Origin of the sequence: Domibacillus sp. DTU_2020_1001157_1_SI_ALB_TIR_016, from assembly GCF_032341995.1 — a bacterium.
In the GTDB taxonomy this organism is placed as follows: Bacteria; Bacillota; Bacilli; order Bacillales; family Domibacillaceae; genus Domibacillus; species Domibacillus indicus_A.
In genome coordinates this window covers 515,899-533,894 of record NZ_CP135438.1, presented here as the reverse complement: position 1 = coordinate 533,894, position 17,996 = coordinate 515,899, and the positions used below count along the sequence as shown (strand labels likewise).

Below are 17,996 nucleotides of genomic sequence, written 5' to 3'. Positions count from 1 at the left end.
TTAGCGATTCGGCACGATCGATAACACATCGTACATGACCAGGATAGGGATCCAGCGGATGAAATCTTCTTTAATGAGGACAGTTTCCACTCCGGTTGACTGGTGAACCAGCTGAATCGTTGAATTACAGCTTAGAAACGGATGTGCATGGCGCCAGATAAAGTAACCCATCATCGACAAGGCAATCGGTTCCGATTTTGGAAAGGTAAGCACATAGTAATCGTCCTCTTTTATATCCGTTACGCGGCCTTTTGGAATTAAAGCAAACTGCTCAAAATACTCTTCGTTATATGTATCTTTCCATTCGATCAGCAGCTTTTTTTCCAAAAGCTCATCAATAGCCTGGTGTATGTGTGCAGCTGGCTTGATTCGCTTCATTAAGGACACCGTTTCTTCTCGCGTAGTAAGTGTCATTTTGACGGACTCCCACACATTGTAAGTAAACTGGTCCAAGATGATTTCTTCGTTCCCATATTTTAATGAAAAAGTTAAAGGCGTCGAGGTATCTTTGAAGCCGCCTAGCACTTCTCCTACTGCGACTAGTCTTATGCCCGGTGCGTTTTCTTCTTTCGCCGTTCCGCCGTCAGAAGAAGCAGGGAACTTGGCTCCCAATCCATCCGCCGCCCGGGATAAAAATCCGCTTAATATATTTTTCATTGTGCTTCCTCCTCCAGCAAAAATGGCATGTATTCTGTGTTCCAAAGCCCCAGCTGTACAAAACTGTATCCTTCCTTGTTTAGCAGCACTAATGCTTCTTCTTCCGTCAAGGAAAGCTTGGTCATGATAATGTCGAGCACTTGAAGCAATGGTGCACCGCCAGCAGCCGCATTCCATACAATATACTGTTCCTGATTAAGCGTCATATTATCTCCAACTTGCCGATGGTCGCCAACTACCCAATACCCTTCGATTTCCCCATAGGCATAGGCATTCCGCGTAATAAAAATACCCAGTAATTCAGGATCCTCTAACGTATCGAACTTCCACTGTCTCATTAAATTCAAAGCATAAAACTTGTTTAAAATTGCATCTAAATCAAGGTCGGGATATTTTTGTGTTTTGGATCGTATAAGAGTCTTCCAGTCATCCAATGTATCAACCGTACGCAGCTCTTCCCAAAGCCTATATTCGAACTCCGTTATTTCGACTTGTTCCATGCCGTTTCCTACAGAAAAAAATTTGCGCCCCGTTTCTTCCTCTTCAAATAAAAAACCCAGTGCCCGGCCAATCTGCACATAATGTTCCCCTGTCATTGGTTTCCTCCTTAAGATTTTGTCCCGTCCTTTGGCAAATAAAATGTATAAGCTTGCCGGTTAAATAGTGATCCAATCTAAAGTTTATTGTTTTATTTTGACTGGATTCCCCGGTCTGGTGTTATATTCATCTTGAAGCATTACAAGCGCCCCTGACAAATTAACGTCAAAATCACAATCTTCATCATTCTTATGTCAATCGCGATCATAGGCATTGTCAAAGTTAAGATGAATCATATCATTTTTTTTGAGTTAATAATCTTGGTTTAAGATTTACTGTTTTATGTATTCTAGATACTTCATTCAAAATCTTTTTATAAAATAAAGATTTATTATTTGAAAAATTTGGGGCTTATTTTTCAAATTTTCCGCAAAAAAAGCAAGTACATTATTTATACTCGCTTTAAACTGCATTAAGAAAATTTGGTTCCTGTGTCACTTCACAATTTTGAATAATGAAATCTTCTTGTTCTTCGGTTAATGGTAAATACTGATCACCAGCGCCATTAGCCAGCATAAAATCTCCCACAATCCTTTCAGTGCAACTCTCTAGCTTCAAAAGGTATATTGGCTGGTTTTTGCCATGATTAGAGGTTATAGCAAAGATTCCTTTTTCTAAGTGTTTAGACTTTGTATGCTGTTTTGATTCGTGTTCGATTATTGAATAATCTACTGTCCGCTCCGTTACTTCTACAAATCTCAACATAGCATTCTTCACTATCACTACTGTACTCATGTATCCACCTTCCAAAAATATATAATATTTGTAAATATAGAATATATTATATACTATATTGTCATCTGATTAATGTAAAAATTGGTAAATATGTATATTTAACTATTTATTTGTCTATTTATTTCAGAATAACATTGCTTTAAACTTTAAAAACAATATGAATGTCCCTGTTTCCACTCCTACCTTTTTACTGTCAACAAGAAAAGAGATACGTTTATCTCCTCATTTATTTCAACCCCTGCAACTTTGCTTACAACTTACCTTCATTATTTTATTAAGATGTACCTTTGACTACATATAGCCAAAATGGTAGTTTAAGGATAGATGCAGTATTTAGAAAGGAACATTCAGAAACAAGTCGTATTCCTGTTAAACATTTATTGTCAGCAATGAGTCGGGATTTTGCAAGGAGTGTGGAATAATAAAAAAGGCAAGTTCGCTTGTCTTTTTTATCAGTAAAGGAGTGAATTTTAATGCCGGTAAACTATAAAAAACCTATCTTGAATTTAATTGTTGCCATTATGCTTATTTTGCTATTATTTTATTCTCCCGTATATTTTATTGGAGGTGTTTTTGTAATTACTGTCCTGGCTATCGTATCGAAATCAATAAATTTAACAGCATGGCTTATTACAATTAGTTTATTTCTAGCAATTCTAGTATTACTTTTACTTCCTCATGCTCCTTAATCTCTAACCACTGAATATAAAATACCTATTAATCAACGAACAATATTCTAAGCAGTAAACATGGGGGTTGTTTTATTCTTTTTCTGTCTCTGGCGGCAGTTCTACATCCTTGTTTTCACTCTTATTTTTCTTCTCTGGCAGTTCTGCAATCGTAAATAATTCACTAGTAAAGAACTCGGCCAAACTAATTCCGCAGCCGTTACAATATTGTTTAATTGTATTTACTTTAGGATGTTGTGATCTTCCTTGCATGATTTCAGACACTGTTGATTGTCTTAAACCTCCAGCCTTGCCGATCTCCGTTACGGTTTTATTTCTTTCTTCTGCAAGTTCCTTCATTCTTTCTGCGATAGCATTGTGGATCTTCATATAAGTACCATCCTTTTCCCTTATTATGTATCATTCTATCTATTATAAGAGCTAACAACAATAATTTGTTTTAATTCGAGATAACAGTTTATTTAAAAATTTAATAAAATCGTTAAAAACTTTGATTTCTATAATATAGCAAAGATATGATGTGATAATTTTACTGATTACTGAGATACTGATAGAAGGGGGGTCCTGGCTCGTAACAAAACTTTGTTGACTTTTAACAGATTTTTGTTTAATATTGGGATGTCCAATAAATATTAAAAATGTTAATATCATTCAAAATATTCCTTCAAATGAATGAAAGGAGGGCTATATTTGGAGTTAGGGAGTTGGATCAAACAAGAACGTGAGAAACGAGATCTAACACAAGCGTATATTTCAGATGGGATAGGCTTATCACAAGGCACAATAAGCCTTTGGGAAAATAACAAGGCGATTCCCTCAATCGTTGATCTATACAAAATAGCCGCATGTTTCGGCATGAAGTCCCTGCAAGAAATTCCTTTCGATCAATTAGAAATTCAGAAAGGTGGCGGTCTTATAATGGAAAGTCTAAGTTTGTATGAGTTACCGACTTGTGATTCCGTCAAGACGTTTGAAGGTAAGACATATGAACTGAAAGGTTTTATAGGGATTGAAAAAACATCTGGTAAAGTTGAACATGTTTCTGAATTGTACTATCGTACTCGTACTGTTGTAGTTAACAACTGTGTGGTCGCCAAGAGGAAAAATATAAATGATGAATTGCAAAAGGTCAAAGCTAAAAGATTAAAAGCAAAGTGATGAATATTTTTAACAAAACTTTGTTAAAACGTGCTGCAACATACTCAATAAAGACAGTTTAAAAACTCTATGACAATTGAATATCAGTGTGTCCGGTGCTTAATAGTCGAGTAGCTAGATATACAAAGTAAAATGGTTCTGACAAGATTCTCCTAAAACTTGTTGCTAGAAAAAAGGCTATATCATAGTTCTTGGTTATCTCAAAACCTTGTGCATTGGAGCTATATTGCTGCATAGAGTTTGCGAGTGAACAGCTAAAAACTCGCCATTTGAACTGTCTTTATTGAGTGTGTTGCATGATGCACTTTTCATTAAGCGAAGGATTTTCAAACAGAAAGCAGGTGAAAATTTGGCTACTAAAGAACAGAAAAACCGAAAACAATTTGCTGAAAAGTTATTGCGTGTTAAGGGTTTGAATTATGATGAATGGCTAGATTCAAAACACCAAGAAGTCATACAAGATAATCAAGATGTAGTCATGCAAGCGTTGGAAATGGCATTGGGTACAAATGTTGATAATTCAAGCAATGCTTCTGATAATACGGATTCTAAGGAAATTGAGCTTTCTTCTAGTAATAGTAAAGGCGCAGATTCTATTAATAAAAGCTCTGATTCACTTGTAGAAGTAAATAACTAAGTGGGGTGTTCATGAATGGAAAGTTTAATCGCTTCGGCTACCGCCATACTTGAATGGCTACAAATGCCTGCTATCGTTGGTGCTGCAATTGCATTTTGTATCGGTGGTTACTACCTAATGTTTGGTGGGGATCAAGGGCGTGGCAAGGCCATTAAATGGTTTGTTGGCGGTGCGGTCGGTCTTGTAATTATCCTCGGTGCTCTAAGCCTTGCGAACAGTGTAAGTACAAATATAACATTCTAATCAATCAAATAAATGCAAAGAAAGCCACTTATTCATTAGGTGGCTTTTTTCTATGAAAAGGAAGGAGACTTTTATATGCAGGTAATTTTTTATAACGTATCAAGTCCTCTCATTAATAATTTTGAGAAAATGCCATTTGCGGAAGCTGTGAAGATAAGCCAAGAAGTAGAGCAGATTTGCAGGGATGAACAAAAGACTTTAAGCGGCGATTTTCAAGTAATTGGCGAGGATAAAAAAGTCTTTTACAGAGGGGTATTCAATTTTGGCTCTTTTGATTATCCTAACATCTATCACAAAATAAAAGATATGGTCAAACACATTAAGGTCGATAAGAAAGATCAAGCCGACAAAATATACTTGCTTGAACAGATCGAATTGCTGACACCAGATGAATACAAGCAGGCTGAAATGGTCGATAAAACGCTGGTTAATTTAGATAAATCGAGAGTGTCTAAATTGAAGTCCTGGCAGCGTAAAACGGCTTATGCAGTCGGTGGCGCATCATTTGCCGGTTTTTTAATGACCGGCTTTTTATTTTTTGCTCAACAAACAAGCTATGAAAAAGCCTTAGATGATGGGCGCAACCAACTGAAAGAAAGTGCTGCTCTGGTTGAAACATACGGCGAAGCCCTGCTTGGTGATGATGTGAAAATGGTTCAAGCGCTTGAAAATTCTGGTGAGCTGACAGAACAGCAACAGCAGATATTAGTTGATAAATATGTATCGGAAAATAAGTTTGAGAAAGCAGTTGAATTGTTAGACGGTGATTATGTGAAAGCAGAATCGCTTATTTTAACCTTAAACTTACCAAACAAAGAGAAAATAGCGAAAATAAAAGCTTTTCATAATGTGTATCCAACGAATGAAGCCCGTTATGATTTAGCCTACTTACAGGGTGACTATGAATTAATGCTGAATCTCAAAAACATTCATATGTCGGTGAAACGCTCTGAAATGAAAACACACGCATTATTAAAGCTCGGCCGAGTGGAAGAAGCGAAAGCCGAACTAAACAACAACGCTAATGAAGAATTAAATGAAAAGATTGTCCAGTATGAAATTATCAACGCTGAAATCAAAACATTAAAAGACAAACATGATCTGTTAGTGCGTGAAGATAAAAAGAGTGAAGCCCAAAAGCTAAGAAAAGAAATCGAAGATAAGCGGAAACAAATCCAGCAGCTGTAAGGGGATATGACAATGGAAAATCAAAAAGCATGGAAAAGACATTTAAAAAAATTATCACTGCCGTTGTCCGTTTTTCTAATAACCTTTGTCGTTACCCTGCTGGCTTTAAATACAGTGGTCAACCTATTTTATGGGCTTTATGACAGCTATGTTGTATCGGGAACGCTACTTAAACCAAAAGAATTGAGCTTCAATGGTGGGATGATAACGGGCTTTAGTGTATTAGTCGGGAATGTAATCATGCTTGGCTTGGTCGGTTTATTGAGTGCAGCTGTAAGCTCATTTGCAACATATAAGATGGTTACAAACTTCGGTAAGATCGGCAAAGACCAAAAAGGAAGCAGCCGTTTTACTACTTTAAAAGAGATAAAAGAGCAATATAAAGCAGTGCCAGAACTTGCTGACCGTTATTCTGGCGGCGGTGGCGTACCGATTTCAAGGCATAGAGACAAGATTTTTATTGATGATTCGGCTGTGAATAATCTAATCATTGGTACAACTCGCTCCGGTAAAGGTGAGACATTTATCTTCCCGACAATTGATATTTATAGTCGCGCCGAAAAGCAACCGTCCATGATTTTCAATGATCCCAAAGGTGAGCTCTATGCGGCTTCTAAAAAAACGCTTGAAGATTTAGGGTATCACGTTGAAGTCTTAAACTTGATGAACCCGTTGCAGTCTATGAGCTATAACCTTTTGCAGTTAACGAAAGAAGAATTTTTTGCAGAGAATTATTCATTAGCCCAACAATACGCTCGTTCAGTCGCTTTCATGCTGTACAACGATGCAACAGCAAAGGATAAATTCTGGCAAAACTCTAGTATCGACTTATGTACGGCTTTAATTCTTGGGATCTGTGAGCATTGCCGAAATGCACCTGAAAAAATCAATATGTACAATGTCGCTTTAATGATGTCGGAATTAGCAACGAAAAAGGTTGAAGACGATAACGGAAATGAAATTTCTGGTTTAGATGAATTTTTCAATCAGTTTCCAGACAATCATCCTGCAAAAATGCAATACGCTACGATTAACTTTTCTGGCGGTCAAACAAGAGCTAGTATCCTGGCTAACACAAATGCAAAGCTTGGTGTATTTACCCTTGATGGGACAGCAAAACTGACTTCTGACAATACTTTAGAAATGACGAAATTCGGCTTTAATCATTGGTTAAGAGGTAAGTCACAACCACTCACTAGATTAACGATTCTTTTTGAAAACGGAAAGAAAGAAACAATCATGACCAATTCAAACGGTGGATTTAACCTATATCATAACCAGCATGTAGAGATCGGTGAAAAGGTCAAAATTTCATTCGAAAATAATGTCACTACTTTTACAGTTAGTGATTGGGATAAGGAAAGTGGGGAGCTGCATGTAGTCGCTGATAACGATAAAACAAGGCTTAAATCGGTTATGCAGTTTGAAAAACCAATAGCGCTATTCATGATCGTACCTGACTATGATGCAACGTTTAATGTAATTGCTTCGCTATACGTCAAACAAGTCTATACGACTTTAGCAAGAACAGCTTCAAATGTTAATTCTGGAAAGTGCTTTAGAGAAGTAATTTTCTTGCTAGATGAATTTGGAAACATGCCGGCAATTGATGATTTAGCCAGTATTTTAACAGTTTGTTTAGGACGTAATATCCGATTTAATTTAGTCGTTCAAGCATACTCCCAAATTGAAAAATTATACGGGGATGATTGGAAAACGATTGATGGCAATACAAACAATACATTTTATATTTTGACGGATGACCACTCGACTGCAGAAATGATTTCTAAAAAAATCGGTGATAAAACAATCGTTACAAAATCACGCTCTGGTGAAACGATTTCTTTGAAAAAATCCAAAACAGAAAATGTGGATGCAAGACCACTCCTAAATGCTGACGAGCTTATGCGGCTGCGTGAAGGCGAAATGGTAGTTATCCGCACTATTAAAAGGCAAGACACAAGCAGAAACAGAATACAGCAATTTCCTATTTTCAATACCGGTCAAACAGCCATGAAATACAGATGGGAATATTTATCGGATTATTACGATACAGCAAAATCAATTAATGACATTGATATTCCATGTACACATGCTGCTCTCGATTTGAACGAAATAAGAGTTTCCTTTGATGAACAGCCTGTAAATGCAGAGAGCCATAAAGAAGGTCATACAGTAGCAAATGAGGTTGTTGAGCAAAAAGTTGTTGAGAAAGAAGTTGTTGAAAACAAAGTAACTGAAACAGAAAAAGCTAAACCGAAAGTAAGAGAATTAGTCTTTTCAAATGGAGAAGTTGAATCGTCATTTGATAGCAAGCCGCCAAAACCAAAAATGGAGCTTGATCCAGAAGAACCAAATGAGGATTTCCCAATGTTTGAGAACTCGGCCGAAGACTTTCCGATAGAGGAAGAACCAAGTGAGGTTAAAATACAGAACACCTTAAATGAAGGCATGTTCCGTAATATGATCGGTGACCAAAATTTTGAAGAAATGTTTGGAAAAGACTTTAAATCCTTAGATTTATTGACTGTGAAAGACTTGCTGCTGGCAAATCAAACTAAATTAAAATCACAAGTATTCTTATTACTTCAAAAATTTGTAGACACTGAATTAAGAAAGGGTGGCAATTAATGACGAATCCATTACACCAATTCATAAATGATAATAAAGAATTACTAGAAAAAGGAGCAGTCTTGACCATTCTTCTAAATGATGGCTATGTTACCATTTTTAATGAGGTCGATGAAAAGACCAATTTGCAGAAAACAATAACCCTCGTTGATCCCTGCGACACACACTTTGATTGCGAGATTGCTCATTTAATTCCAACCGGAGGTTAAAAAATGAAAAAAATGGTCATGGCTCTTTTTCTAACAATGATTTTATCAGCTTGTGGAAGTAGCGAAGCTGGGCTTAAACAGGTTGATCTTGATACAGTTGAAAACCTTCTTGCAGGTGAAGAAAACGGCTTTGTCTTAGCTGTTGATGAAAAAGATCAAGGTTTTGAACCGTATTTAGAAGATGTTTTAGAGGACAAAGGAGTAAAGGTTAATTATTACTATGCTTATCAACCGGACGGAGAAGAAGGCAAGACGTCAGATAAACAAGTATTTGATTTCGATGGTTTAGAGAAAAAAAACCACTTGTATTATATAGAAGATGGAAAGGTTTCAGACCCTTTAAGATTAACTTCTTATGAGGGAACGGAATTGACTTCACAAATAGAGAATTTTATTGATGTTCATCAATAAGTAAGTGAGGTGTGTCGCAAATGAACGATGAACAGGTTATTGAAATACTGCAAAAGTATCATGATAAACTCGATCTTTCGGATTTAGGCGCTGACTTTGTTCGGATGCTCGGCTGGGCTTTTGTTCAAGGCATTGCTTGGTTTCTTGATGCCTTAGAGAATGTTGCGAATGAAATGCTGCTTGTAAAAGAGTTTTTTCAAAATGAATCGGTGGTTGAATTTGTAACCAGCTTTAGACCATTGTTATATATCCTGTTGGCATTTAGCCTTGTGTATTCGGGTTACTTGTTAGTCTTCCAACGGAAATTACAAGCTGAAACTATAGCGGTAAATTTTATCATAGCTATGGCGGTTATTACGCTTTTATCCACTGCGATGGACAAAGCAAATGACTTTTCCGATGAAGCTGTAAAAGCGGTCAATAGTGGTGCTTTATTTAATTCAGAAGAAGGTACGGTTTCCGAAAATATTTTGGCTGATAATATAAGTGATTTAATGGAGTTTGACAAAGCAAACTGGCCTGTTGAACAGGAAGACGAGGAAAATAAGGAAGATGTTAAGCCCGAAAGTGCTATTCCAATAGATCTGGTTAGCAGAATCAGTGTTAATGAAAAGTTTGATACAGAAGAATTAACAATTGAGAATAAAGAGGTTGCACAAAAGCATTTAACTTATGATGTTGAAGAACGAAAAGAAGTATTGAAAGACCTCGATCAAGGCGGGTTAGGTTGGAACAATGAATATTATTACCGCTATTCACTTGATTGGTTCACTATTATAGTAACCATGCTAGTGATGGCATTTACTTTATTCTCTATCGCTTATAAATTATCTCGTTTGGCGTTTGAGTTGGTGTTTAATCATCTTTTAGTCATGATTGTTGCACCAGCTGATTTGCATGATGGACAGAAAACGAAAAAACTCATACAGTCCATCCTCAACACTTTTCTAGTAATCGTGTTGATCTTTATGTCGATGAAGCTATACGTTATCGGTACAGCTTACTTGGCCGACAACTTTAAAGGGCTGGTTTACATTATTGCTTTAATCGGCTTTAGTGTAGCTTTACTGGATGGTCCGAATATGGTTGAAAGGCTATTTGGCATAGATGCCGGTCTTAAAGGTGGGTGGAGCTTACTAGCCGGTACGTATGCAGCTGGAAAGATGACTTTAGGTGCTAAGGATGGAGCCGGGAAGATGCTAAGTAAACTTAAAAATGGTAATAGCGATAGTAAGGGTGATAGTAAGGACGATTCAAAAGGTTCGGATTCTGAGAACAACGGTGCGAAGAATCAAAACCAGTCTCCTTTGAAAAATGCAGAAGCAAAATTGCCATTTGATGAACAAGGAAAGGGAAAAGAGAGTCCTTTAAAACCAAGCCTGGATGGATCTGATAAAGGAGAAGCGGAGCAGACGAGTAACGGTGATATTGAAGCAAACGTGGACGAAAAAGGAAAAGCTGCCGTTTCAAAATCGGGCGAGACAAAAGGCGATAGCAAAGATTCTGATTCGCCAAGCTCACTAGGTGCGGCAAATGGTGCAAGCGAATCTCTTGAAGCTACATCTGAAAAACAGCAGGAAGTAAAGCAGAACCAAGATGTTCAACAAAGATCAACCGGTGGTCAAGCTGCACTAAAAGGAACAGGCGCATTGGATGGGGCAGCAACTCCGGATTTAGAACAGCAAATGAATGGTGATAGCGCAAGTCAAGGCGCTGGAAGCAGTATAAGCCGACAAGGGCTTTCAGAGCAACCGGTCAATATAACGGATATGCAAAACGGCACTCAAACAGCGACTACAAGTAGCCAGGGCGGCAGCATACAACAGGCAACAGCACCAGATCAATCTTTAGAACAACAGTCTCAACCAAATATAACAGAAGGCTCAACCGTTCAAGGTGGTCAAAATGATGTGCAGAGACAAAGCAATGCAGAACAGCCGGTGAATATAACCGATGTTCAAAATGACACTCAAACAGTGACCACAAGTGGTCAATCTGGTTCTGTACAGCAAGCAACATCACCAGACCGATCGCTAGAACAACAGTCTCAACCAAATATAACAGAAGGCTCAACCGTTCAAGGTGGTCAAAGTGATATACAAACGCAAAGCAATATAACGCAACAATTAAATGTAACGGATACTCAAAATAGTGAACAAACTGTAAATACGACTAGTCAGGCTGGTACTCAAACAGTGACCACAAGTGGTCAATCAACCACAAGTGGTCAAAGTGGTTCGGAATCAACCGGCAGTATGGCAAGTAACACTGGCGTTCCAAAAATCTCTAATGAAGAACGGGTAATATCTGAATCATCTTATAGTTCTTCAACAAATCAAACTACGGTTCAACAAGAGAATGTAAACCAAGTTAATGAAGAAGTGAAAGTAGAAGAAAGTAACAGAAGTATTACTGGTAGCCAAAGTGTAAGTCGAGAAGAAAATGGTGAATCGGGTGGCGGTGCAGCTGTAGCCATAGCTCCTGCTCCTGCCGGTGTTCCAAAAGCTTCTAGTGAAGAACGGATCTTGGAAAGTGAAGGACAAGACAGACAGCATGTGATTAATCGAAAGAGCAAAAAAGACCGGTTCAACCGAATGAAAAACCAAACTAAAAAGTAATAGAAAAAAGTAGCGTTGGTCACCTAACGCTACTTTTTATTTTATAGGCTGTGTTAACTGTTTCAGTATAGTGGGTGGGGCTAAAAAAAATGAGATTACCAAGGAAACTAAAGGATGAATGAGACACCAGCCAAACAGATACCTTTGGGTGGATGCTTCACCAATTATTGAATCAGGATAAAAAGTAACAAGATCAAAAAAGTTGTAGGTAAACATAAGAAAAAAAGTAATGATTGGACCAAAAATAAATTTTTTTGACAATATTGCTGCTAATACGCCTAACCCTACTACAACAACTGGAACTATAAACAGTTCCCATAAAAAGGGGTCTACTCGTGTTTGTATATACTGCAATACCAAAGATATATATTCCAAAGTGATTCCTCTCTGTTTTTATGATTATACCAAAAATATCTCTTTTGTGTAAAATTACACTATAAAATTTAGGGGTAATCACCTTTAAACAGAGCAATTTTATAAAGGAGTGGGAAAATGCGAACGTACCGTATACCGAATGAAGTCGCAAGTGAGCTAAAAATTTCAAGGAGCATTTACCTGTTCGACTTGTTTCTAATAATGTCTTTGATCTTGATTCGCTATATGACAATTCCTTTAGTGCATAGCGATTTCCATATGCTGTACACGCTGTTCTTGATCGCCTTTGGCGTGTTTATGATAATCAGACCGAAAACGAACCCGAAAAAGAGAATGTACGAAGCGATGTACTATTCAATCGTCCGAAAAAAAGACACATACAGTTCCATAGATTACAGTGAAAGCGAGTGATGAAAATGATACTAATTGATGAAATTAAATTAAAAAAGAATAAACACATCATGCCTGGGGCTGCTGTATTAGATGAATCGAATCTCGTTCTTGAAAAGGAACGGAAAGAGAAAAAAGCTGCTGTAAAGTCCTCTTTTGCTCAAATTAGTCCGGTAGTAGATGTAACCAATAATGATTTCTTTGAAATGCGTTCCGGCGAATATATGGAGATTATCCAAATTGAAAGCAAAGATATTTACTCATTAAATGATGCCGATTTAAGCAACGACATTCAAAATTTAGCAACCTTTTTAACCGCTTATACGGAAGACATTAAGATTGTTCCTTTAAATATCCCTTTAAATCTTGAAAAGCAAAAAAGCTTTATCTATAAGCGTTTAAGACAAAACAAAAATACAGCGTATCAGTCGTTCTTAGAGAGCAGGTTAAGAGAATTTGACAACTTGGAAAAGCACCGGACGAATCGGGAATATTTCATTTTCATGTATGCAGAAGAAGAAAAGAAGTTACTAGAAAAACTGCACCAGATCAAGAACTTACTGGCTCGTAGTAATCCAGTAACGGAGCTTTCAATTGAAAAGAAAATCAATATCTTGTTCCAAATGTTTAACCCGAATACGAAGCCATTAAGTGAAACTGAATAAAAGAGGAGATATTACATGAACATGATCGAGAAACTGAAAGATATGTTTGGCAAGGGGCAAACCGATGAAGAAGTAAAAAGCGAAAAAGGTTATAACCCAATGGTTGTTTCATCCATTCAACCTAATGGTGGAGTTAAGTTTTTACCTAACTATATACGCCTAGGTGACGGCTATATGACCTCGCTTCATGTTTACAAGTACCAGAATATCGTAAATGATTACTGGCTCGAACCGATCATCAACATGCCGAATGTTTTGTGTACGGTTGATATTTCAAATGCGAATAAGCGTGAAGTGGTGGACCAGATCAACAAGGCTTTGGCCGAGCAAAATATCCGTTTTGAAAATGCAAAAGACAACATTGAAAGAATTGATGCCCGCAAGCAGTATGCAGAGCTAAGTGAGCTATATGAAAACCTAACTGTGGGTGAGATTTTAAAGTACGTACACCTACGTTTATACGTGAAGGGAAAGACGCTGGAAGAACTTGAAGTGAACACAAAAAAAGTGATCGAAGAACTGGAAGCTATGAACTTTCGGGCTGCTGTACTGCTGAATGAACAGGAGTGGGAATGGGACGGAATGTTTCAAAGTTACAAGGCACAAGCCAAGTACACAAATAAGCGAAAAGGCAAGGAAATACAGGCTTCAACAATAGCCGGTGGCTATCCTTTTCACTATACTTCTTTAAATGATGCAACCGGCACTTTTCTAGGAACAACTTATACGGGTGGAACGATTGTACTTGATCTTTTTCACAAAGATAAGCAGAGAAAACATTACAATGCCTTGATGGTGGGGCAGATGGGTTCTGGTAAATCGACACTCTTAAAAAAGACGGTTCTTGAACAAGCAATCAAAGGAAACAAGGTGCGGATTTTAGATGTAACCGGTGAGTTTTCTGGGTTGGTTGAAGCGCTTGGCGGCAAGCAGATCGCCCTTGATGGAAGTGAGGGAATCATTAACCCATTACACGTTTATAAGACAGCAGTTAAAGAAGATGGCTCAACTAATGAAGAATTATCATTTATGCAGCACTTGTCTAAACTGAAAGTTTTCTATAACTTTTTAAAGCCGACTGCCGGTGATGATGAAAAATCTCTTTATTCATCGTTGTTAAGACAGCTTTATATTGAAAAAGGTTTGTGGTCAGAGGATAAAGAAAACGAGATCGCTGTTACATCATTTCAGCCGAATGAGTACCCTACTTTTTCGGATTTTTTAGCGTTGATTCGTAAAGAGCTTTACAGTGATATTGCGAGTGAAAAGATCAATGAAAACTTAGCTAGTAATACTGTTTTACTTTTAAGCAGTATTGAGCTGGCTGTGCAAAGCATCGTGGATATTTACGGGCAGATTTTCAATGGTCATTCATCCATTCAGTCATTCGATGAAGAACAAGTTGTATCTTTTCCGATTCGTTCACTTTTATCCATGCAGGGTGAAGTGTTCCAGGCTCAACTATTTAACATCATGAACATGCTTTGGGATGGAATGATCGTCAACGGTTCTTATCAGTTTAGAAAATTTAATCGTGGAGAGCTGGAAGCCACTGAAGCTATAAAGTATCTGATCGTTATAGATGAAGCACATAACATTATAAATACGAAAGATATTTCAAAACCGGCTGTACAGTACATCGAACGGTTTATGCGTGAAGCACGTAAATATTTTGGCGGCATTTTCTTTGTATCACATTCAATCAGTGACTTTGTGCCGAACTATGGGGTTGGTCAAAATAATGAAAATGCGGAGAACATAAAGAAGCTGTTCCAGTTAACGCAATACAAATTTATCGCACAGCAAGACAGCATTACCATTCCAATCTTGAAGATGATTTTTGAAGGACAAATTACAGATAGTGAGCTGGCGGCGATCCCAAGATTTGAAACAGGTCACTTAGTTTTATCCATTTCTGGTGTGAAAAACATTACCTTCAAGGTAGAGATTCCAAGCAATGAAATGAGAATGTTTGGTGGTGGTGCTTAATGTTAAATAATAGTGCTGCACCAAGAAAAAATGCAGCCAATGAACTTGCCAAACAAGCACTCAAAAAGGCAATCAAAGCTAAGCTAAACTTACTTAGCTTGAAAGCTAAGTTATATATAGGAGCAGCTTTATTGGCTGTTCTTTTACTAGTAATCATGATTGCCGGTATGGTCTCTATTGTACAAAATGTTGCTGAGAACGCTGAAAGCGAATCGTCTGGTGGTGTTGGAATTGGGTCAGGAATCGTTGGGTATGGTTCAGAGCCAATTCCTGCATCCGTTATGCAATATGAAGATGCAATTAGAAGTGAATTAAATAAGTATGGAAAAGGCGAGTACACACCGTTGTTACTCGCCTTAATGTCGCAAGAAAGTGGTGGTCGGGGCAATGACCCGATGCAGGCGAGTGAATCGAAATGCGGCTATATCGGCTGTATAACGAATCCATCAGAAAGTATAAGGTACGGTGTTAAACACTTTTTAGATGTAATGGCAAAAGCCAATAACGATGTGAAATTAACGCTTCAAAGTTATAACTTTGGTGGCGGTTTTATTGATTATGTAAAGAGAAATGGCGGCTCATACACATATGAATTAGCGATCTCATTCTCACAAATGATGTACCAAAAGTTAGCTCACACTGGCATTTACAGATGCCATCGAGAAGAAGCTATTACGCACAACGCCTGTTACGGAGATATAAAATACGTAGATGCTGTGTTGAGGTATTTACCGGCAACAACGATAGGAGGCGGTGGCGGTGGAACTGTCGTAAATGCTTCGGGTGCTGCAAAAAAAGCAATTGAAACTGGAATGACAGCGCTAGGGCGTCCTTACTTTTGGGGCGGTGGCAGAACGGAAGCGTCAATAGCCAGAAGGGAATTTGATTGTTCTTCATTTGTCTGGTGGGCTTATAGGGAAGCCGGTATAAATTTGGGACCGATGGGAGCAACTACAAATACTTTAAAACACCTCGGCCAAAGAGTGCCGATAAGCGATATACAAGTAGGAGATTTGATTTTTTGGGATACCTATAAAGTGGATGGTCACGTTGCCATTTATATTGGAAACGATCAATTTATTGGAGCTCAAAGTACGGGTGGAGTTTCCATTTCTAATTTTTTATCCAACTCATATTGGGGTGGGAAAAAGCAATGGAAAGGTCATGTGAGAAGGATTGTCCAATAATGGATTTTCACATCTTGGATGGCAAAAGGAGATGAAAAAATGAAGAAAGGTTTATCAGTTACATTGATTATGGTACTGGTCATTTCGGTTGCTGCCAATTTCTTTTCTTTCAACAAATTAACCTCGGCTAAAGAAGAAACAAGCCAGAAAGCAAAACTGTTGCTAGAAGAAAAAGAGCAGGAGATCGGGAAGCTGAACGATGAAATTTCTTCTTTAGAAAAGGAAAAACAGAGTGCAGCTGGTAACGCAAATACTGAAAAAGTAGAGGAAGAAGTGAAAGGAACGGCAACAGAAAATGAAGCTGCACAATCTGGTGGACAGAAAGATTTAGTGAATTCTGCTGAACGGTTTATTGATTATATCTACAATGTAACACCCGATAATTTTGCGATGGTTAAGCAAAATGCAGACCTTTACATGACCGATGAAATGATTAAAACCCTGTTCCCTTCCGATGGGATAGATGAAAAAGGAAGTGACTTAAAAACAAGCGCTTCTGACATTAAAGTGTTTATGGAAGGCGAAGGAAACAAGCAAGCGGTTGTGTCTTATAACTTTGAATTGGAGTTTATAAGTAGTGGATACAAAGAAAAAGATTCCTCTTATGTGCTGCTCGATTTTGAGCAGGAAGGTGGGACATATAAAGTATCAAAACTTACACCAATTAATAGCATGAAAGGTGAAATTTCAAGTATTGATGCCATTGGTTATCTCAAAGGAGGGGGCATGTTGCCATGACGAAAAATAAGCGTAAAAAGTTAGCTACACATTGGTCTAATATCTATGTGGCAGTCACATTGGTTTTTATGTTGGGCTTCGGTTTTTTCTTATCTAGCAAAGTGTTCCTGGCTGATAAAGTTGATGTTTTAAGTACAGAAATCAATAAAGAATTTAACTTAAACGGCAGAGGTAAATTCACGATTAAAGAATGGATTTACGATGAAAAGGATAATGAAATGCAGGTCACGCTTATTACTTCTGGCATGACGAATTATCTGTCTGATCTGGATTTTAAAGCAGTGCCACGAGTAAATGTAAAAGAAGAACTGCCGACTAAAATTGTCTATTCATCGAATGATATTTACATCGTAAACATCAGTAAAATACCAAAAGATTTTGGTCAGGTCGCATTAAGATTAGTGAAAGATGAAATGAATTTTGAAGAAGAAGTATTTGATGAAGATCAACTGAAAGAGAGAGAAAAGGATGCAATTATCACAAGCGTTTATGCAGACCAAACGGTGGTAGATCGTGATGACATTTCAGAAAAAGACATTGAAGAATACGCCATAAAAGTAACCGATGAAATGATTCGAAATACGAAAAAAGAGATCCAAGACCGGCAAAAGGAAATCGAGAAAAACAATTTAATCGTAAAGAAAATTAACGAAGAAATTAGTGAACAAAAAGGAGAATTGATTTACCAGACTGTCGATGAACAGACCGTAACGAACAATCAAATTTACTCAATGCAAAAAGAAATTGAATCCTACAATACAGATAATGAAACAATAAAAATAGATATAAAATCTTTGGAAACTAAAATCGAAAGGCTAAATCAGCGCAAGGATGATTTGCAATTTTAATCAAAAACCATGCTCTACTTTTATAAAACGC

General features: G+C 37.5%; 19 protein-coding genes. 15 read left to right on the top strand and 4 right to left on the bottom strand.

Translation table 11 applies throughout. The annotated features are described in order from the left end of the window. The 3 genes from RRU94_RS02550 to RRU94_RS02540 all read right to left on the bottom strand — a co-directional run bounded on the left by RRU94_RS02550 (position 1) and on the right by RRU94_RS02540 (position 1,989). Positions 1-657, bottom strand: a complete 657-nt coding sequence (locus tag RRU94_RS02550) for a hypothetical protein (RefSeq protein ID WP_315691678.1) — start codon at positions 655-657, stop codon at positions 1-3. Further along, complete coding sequence (locus tag RRU94_RS02545) at positions 654-1,253, bottom strand: hypothetical protein (protein WP_315691677.1); 600 nt, start codon at positions 1,251-1,253, stop codon at positions 654-656. Before RRU94_RS02545 ends, RRU94_RS02550 begins: the two co-directional genes overlap by 4 nt. 403 nt (positions 1,254-1,656) lie before the next feature. Continuing rightward, positions 1,657-1,989 carry a hypothetical protein gene (locus RRU94_RS02540; RefSeq protein WP_315691676.1) on the bottom strand — a complete coding sequence of 111 codons (333 nt, stop codon included), beginning with the start codon at positions 1,987-1,989 and terminating at the stop codon, positions 1,657-1,659. A 473-nt stretch (positions 1,990-2,462) separates the two neighbouring features. Here RRU94_RS02540 and RRU94_RS02535 point away from each other — a divergent pair, with 473 nt between their 5' ends. Continuing rightward, positions 2,463-2,678, top strand: coding sequence for a hypothetical protein (locus tag RRU94_RS02535; RefSeq protein WP_315691675.1), 216 nt, complete (start codon positions 2,463-2,465; stop codon positions 2,676-2,678). A gap of 72 nt (positions 2,679-2,750) precedes the next feature. On the opposite strand, the gene RRU94_RS02530 is transcribed toward RRU94_RS02535, so the two are convergent. Beyond that, positions 2,751-3,047 (bottom strand): helix-turn-helix domain-containing protein, encoded by a 297-nt coding sequence (locus tag RRU94_RS02530; protein WP_315691674.1) that lies wholly within the window; start codon positions 3,045-3,047, stop codon positions 2,751-2,753. 321 nt (positions 3,048-3,368) lie between these two features. Here RRU94_RS02530 and RRU94_RS02525 point away from each other — a divergent pair, with 321 nt between their 5' ends. From RRU94_RS02525 to RRU94_RS02460, 14 genes are all read left to right on the top strand, one after another. Then, complete coding sequence (locus RRU94_RS02525) at positions 3,369-3,836, top strand: helix-turn-helix transcriptional regulator (protein ID WP_315691673.1); 468 nt, start codon at positions 3,369-3,371, stop codon at positions 3,834-3,836. Between the two features lie 349 nt (positions 3,837-4,185). Then, positions 4,186-4,473: a hypothetical protein gene (locus RRU94_RS02520; RefSeq protein WP_315691672.1), complete on the top strand. Its 288-nt coding sequence runs from the start codon at positions 4,186-4,188 to the stop codon at positions 4,471-4,473. Positions 4,474-4,488: 15 nt separating this feature from the next. Beyond that, positions 4,489-4,716, top strand: a complete 228-nt coding sequence (locus RRU94_RS02515; protein WP_069939989.1) for a hypothetical protein — start codon at positions 4,489-4,491, stop codon at positions 4,714-4,716. A 75-nt stretch (positions 4,717-4,791) separates the two neighbouring features. Continuing rightward, positions 4,792-5,904, top strand: a complete 1,113-nt coding sequence (locus tag RRU94_RS02510; RefSeq protein ID WP_315691671.1) for a hypothetical protein — start codon at positions 4,792-4,794, stop codon at positions 5,902-5,904. 12 nt (positions 5,905-5,916) lie between these two features. Then, a complete protein-coding gene (locus RRU94_RS02505) occupies positions 5,917-8,535 on the top strand; it encodes a VirD4-like conjugal transfer protein, CD1115 family (RefSeq protein WP_315691670.1) in 2,619 nt (872 codons plus the stop codon). Next, positions 8,535-8,744, top strand: a complete 210-nt coding sequence (locus RRU94_RS02500) for a hypothetical protein (RefSeq protein WP_315691669.1) — start codon at positions 8,535-8,537, stop codon at positions 8,742-8,744. Before RRU94_RS02505 ends, RRU94_RS02500 begins: the two co-directional genes overlap by 1 nt. Positions 8,745-8,747: 3 nt before the next feature. Then, positions 8,748-9,155, top strand: coding sequence for a hypothetical protein (locus tag RRU94_RS02495; protein ID WP_315691668.1), 408 nt, complete (start codon positions 8,748-8,750; stop codon positions 9,153-9,155). Positions 9,156-9,175: 20 nt separating this feature from the next. Continuing rightward, entirely contained in the window at positions 9,176-11,773 is a 2,598-nt protein-coding gene (locus RRU94_RS02490; RefSeq protein WP_315691667.1) for a pLS20_p028 family conjugation system transmembrane protein, read from the top strand. 492 nt (positions 11,774-12,265) lie between these two features. Then, positions 12,266-12,559, top strand: coding sequence for a DUF5592 family protein (locus tag RRU94_RS02485; RefSeq protein ID WP_315691666.1), 294 nt, complete (start codon positions 12,266-12,268; stop codon positions 12,557-12,559). Next, a complete protein-coding gene (locus RRU94_RS02480) occupies positions 12,559-13,203 on the top strand; it encodes a hypothetical protein (RefSeq protein WP_315691665.1) in 645 nt (214 codons plus the stop codon). Before RRU94_RS02485 ends, RRU94_RS02480 begins: the two co-directional genes overlap by 1 nt. A gap of 15 nt (positions 13,204-13,218) precedes the next feature. Next, complete coding sequence (locus tag RRU94_RS02475) at positions 13,219-15,192, top strand: VirB4 family type IV secretion system protein (RefSeq protein WP_315691664.1); 1,974 nt, start codon at positions 13,219-13,221, stop codon at positions 15,190-15,192. Then, entirely contained in the window at positions 15,192-16,379 is a 1,188-nt protein-coding gene (locus RRU94_RS02470; protein ID WP_315691663.1) for a bifunctional lytic transglycosylase/C40 family peptidase, read from the top strand. The genes RRU94_RS02475 and RRU94_RS02470 overlap by 1 nt, the downstream gene beginning before the upstream one ends. A gap of 39 nt (positions 16,380-16,418) precedes the next feature. Continuing rightward, positions 16,419-17,117 carry a hypothetical protein gene (locus RRU94_RS02465; RefSeq protein ID WP_315691662.1) on the top strand — a complete coding sequence of 233 codons (699 nt, stop codon included), beginning with the start codon at positions 16,419-16,421 and terminating at the stop codon, positions 17,115-17,117. Beyond that, positions 17,114-17,965 carry a coiled-coil domain-containing protein gene (locus RRU94_RS02460; protein ID WP_315691661.1) on the top strand — a complete coding sequence of 284 codons (852 nt, stop codon included), beginning with the start codon at positions 17,114-17,116 and terminating at the stop codon, positions 17,963-17,965. Before RRU94_RS02465 ends, RRU94_RS02460 begins: the two co-directional genes overlap by 4 nt. The last annotated feature ends 31 nt before the right edge of the window (positions 17,966-17,996 follow it).

What these genes read in the sequence shown, in the direction of transcription:
- RRU94_RS02460 (WP_315691661.1), top strand. Translation starts at nt 17,114, where the DNA reads ATGACGAAAAATAAGCGTAAAAAGTTAGCTACACATTGGTCTAATATC.
- RRU94_RS02485 (WP_315691666.1), top strand. Translation starts at nt 12,266, where the DNA reads ATGCGAACGTACCGTATACCGAATGAAGTCGCAAGTGAGCTAAAAATT.
- RRU94_RS02490 (WP_315691667.1), top strand. Translation starts at nt 9,176, where the DNA reads ATGAACGATGAACAGGTTATTGAAATACTGCAAAAGTATCATGATAAA.
- RRU94_RS02510 (WP_315691671.1), top strand. Translation starts at nt 4,792, where the DNA reads ATGCAGGTAATTTTTTATAACGTATCAAGTCCTCTCATTAATAATTTT.
- RRU94_RS02535 (WP_315691675.1), top strand. Translation starts at nt 2,463, where the DNA reads ATGCCGGTAAACTATAAAAAACCTATCTTGAATTTAATTGTTGCCATT.
- RRU94_RS02515 (WP_069939989.1), top strand. Translation starts at nt 4,489, where the DNA reads ATGGAAAGTTTAATCGCTTCGGCTACCGCCATACTTGAATGGCTACAA.
- RRU94_RS02465 (WP_315691662.1), top strand. Translation starts at nt 16,419, where the DNA reads ATGAAGAAAGGTTTATCAGTTACATTGATTATGGTACTGGTCATTTCG.
- RRU94_RS02540 (WP_315691676.1), bottom strand. Translation starts at nt 1,989, where the DNA reads ATGAGTACAGTAGTGATAGTGAAGAATGCTATGTTGAGATTTGTAGAA.
- RRU94_RS02475 (WP_315691664.1), top strand. Translation starts at nt 13,219, where the DNA reads ATGAACATGATCGAGAAACTGAAAGATATGTTTGGCAAGGGGCAAACC.
- RRU94_RS02470 (WP_315691663.1), top strand. Translation starts at nt 15,192, where the DNA reads ATGTTAAATAATAGTGCTGCACCAAGAAAAAATGCAGCCAATGAACTT.
- RRU94_RS02500 (WP_315691669.1), top strand. Translation starts at nt 8,535, where the DNA reads ATGACGAATCCATTACACCAATTCATAAATGATAATAAAGAATTACTA.
- RRU94_RS02545 (WP_315691677.1), bottom strand. Translation starts at nt 1,253, where the DNA reads ATGACAGGGGAACATTATGTGCAGATTGGCCGGGCACTGGGTTTTTTA.
- RRU94_RS02480 (WP_315691665.1), top strand. Translation starts at nt 12,559, where the DNA reads ATGAAAATGATACTAATTGATGAAATTAAATTAAAAAAGAATAAACAC.
- RRU94_RS02495 (WP_315691668.1), top strand. Translation starts at nt 8,748, where the DNA reads ATGAAAAAAATGGTCATGGCTCTTTTTCTAACAATGATTTTATCAGCT.
- RRU94_RS02530 (WP_315691674.1), bottom strand. Translation starts at nt 3,047, where the DNA reads ATGAAGATCCACAATGCTATCGCAGAAAGAATGAAGGAACTTGCAGAA.
- RRU94_RS02550 (WP_315691678.1), bottom strand. Translation starts at nt 657, where the DNA reads ATGAAAAATATATTAAGCGGATTTTTATCCCGGGCGGCGGATGGATTG.
- RRU94_RS02505 (WP_315691670.1), top strand. Translation starts at nt 5,917, where the DNA reads ATGGAAAATCAAAAAGCATGGAAAAGACATTTAAAAAAATTATCACTG.